Genomic DNA, 601 nt, shown 5'->3' with positions numbered 1-601 from the left:
GGACGTTGAAATCGTTGAGATAGATGTCCTCAACTTGGTGAGAAAATTCAATGGCGTCAATCAACTCGCAGACCATAGAGAAAATATAGGATTATAAAATGACAGTACAAACAAGCATTACACATAAATTACTTGTACCTGTTACCTTTGAAGGAAAAGATCACACCGAAATTACTTTACAGCGCCCCAAAACAAAAGATGTGCAAGCAATCGACAAAAAAGAAGGCATAGAGCAAACAATCGCTATGATTGCACGCCTTTCTGGATGGGCACATGAAGCGGTTGGAGAACTCGATATTAATGACTTGTCGAGCATTGGAGAGATTTTGGAGTCTTTTATCAAGCGGCGGGATACCTCGACTGGGAAACCGCCGCTAAACTCATAGCCGATATTACCATTGTGTTCCATTGGTCCCTTTCAAAGATGATGGAAATGGAACCGCAAGAACTCATATTCTGGCGAAAACAAGCAGCAGAAAGGTATAAGATAAAATGAGTGAAAAAGTTGCTGATGCAAAGGTGAAATTGTCTCTTGAAGACAAACTCACCGCACCTCTCAAACATCTTCAAAAAAAATTCGATACATTGTCAAAAACACTCT

The 601-nt window shown here is 40.1% G+C and carries 3 protein-coding genes; all 3 read left to right on the top strand.

From position 1 onward, the window contains the following. On the top strand, positions 1 to 97 hold a 97-nt coding region (locus ACFILW_RS10865), incomplete at its 5' end, for a phage major tail tube protein (RefSeq protein ID WP_375685837.1). A 1-nt stretch (position 98) separates the two neighbouring features. Then, positions 99 to 386, top strand: coding sequence for a phage tail assembly protein (locus ACFILW_RS10860; RefSeq protein WP_375665299.1), 288 nt, complete (start codon positions 99 to 101; stop codon positions 384 to 386). 38 nt (positions 387 to 424) lie between these two features. Further along, on the top strand, positions 425 to 496 hold the full coding sequence (locus ACFILW_RS10855; protein ID WP_375635004.1) for a GpE family phage tail protein: 72 nt from the start codon (positions 425 to 427) through the stop codon (positions 494 to 496). Positions 497 to 601 lie beyond the last annotated feature (105 nt).

The organism is Bartonella sp. TT110JLCBS (assembly GCF_042193405.1).
In the GTDB taxonomy this organism is placed as follows: Bacteria; Pseudomonadota; Alphaproteobacteria; order Rhizobiales; family Rhizobiaceae; genus Bartonella.
Note: the sequence above shows the minus strand (reverse complement) of the source record. Positions and strands in the feature narration are given on the sequence as shown.

Bases quoted from the DNA above. Each gene is read 5' to 3' on its own strand.
- ACFILW_RS10860 (WP_375665299.1), top strand. From the start codon at position 99: ATGACAGTACAAACAAGCATTACACATAAATTACTTGTACCTGTTACC.